At 73.4% G+C, this 668-nt stretch carries 1 protein-coding gene; it reads left to right on the top strand.

All coding sequences use genetic code 11. From position 1 onward, the window contains the following. A partial coding sequence (locus ACTMTF_RS49415; RefSeq protein ID WP_441117039.1) for an SDR family NAD(P)-dependent oxidoreductase occupies nt 1-668 on the top strand: 668 nt, incomplete at both ends.

Here is a 668-nt window from a genome sequence, read left to right as displayed (position 1 = left end):
GCCGCTCTGGAGCATCCGGATCGGTGGGGTGGCCTGATCGACCTGCCTCCGGTGTGGGACGCGCGTACGGCCGATCGGCTGGTCGCGGTCCTGGCCGGGTGTGGTGAGGACCAGGTCGCCATCCGCTCGGCGGGGGTGCTGGGGCGGCGGCTGGTTCGGGCCGCCCGTTCGGTGCCGGGCGGACAGCGTTGGGTGCCGGGCGGGAGTGTGCTGGTGACCGGCGGTACCGGTGGCGTCGGCGGGCATGTGGCTCGCTGGCTGACCGGGCGGGACGCGTCGCGGATCGTGTTGTCCAGCCGTTCCGGTCCGGCGGCGTCCGGCGCGGCGATGCTGGCCGCTGAGTTGGCCGATGCCGGTACTGACGTGGTGGTTCTCGCCGGTGATGTCGGTGACCGCACGCAGACGGCCGGTCTGCTGAGCTGGATCGACACGCATGGTCCCGCGCTGAGCTCGATCATGCACGCCGCCGGCGCGGGACTGGGCGGACCGCTGAACGACATGAGCCCGGCTGACCTGGCCGCCGTACTGCAGGCCAAGGCCGGTGGCGCGAGCCACCTGGACGAGCTGACGGCGGACAGGGACCTGGACGCGTTCGTCGTGTTCTCCTCCGGTGCGGCGACCTGGGGCAGTGCCCGGCTGGCCGGGTATGCGGCCGCCAACGCCGCCCT

The sequence above is a fragment of the Nonomuraea sp. ZG12 genome (assembly GCF_052068115.1).
GTDB lineage: Bacteria > Actinomycetota > Actinomycetes > Streptosporangiales > Streptosporangiaceae > Nonomuraea.
This window is presented reverse-complemented; position numbering and strand designations above follow the sequence as displayed.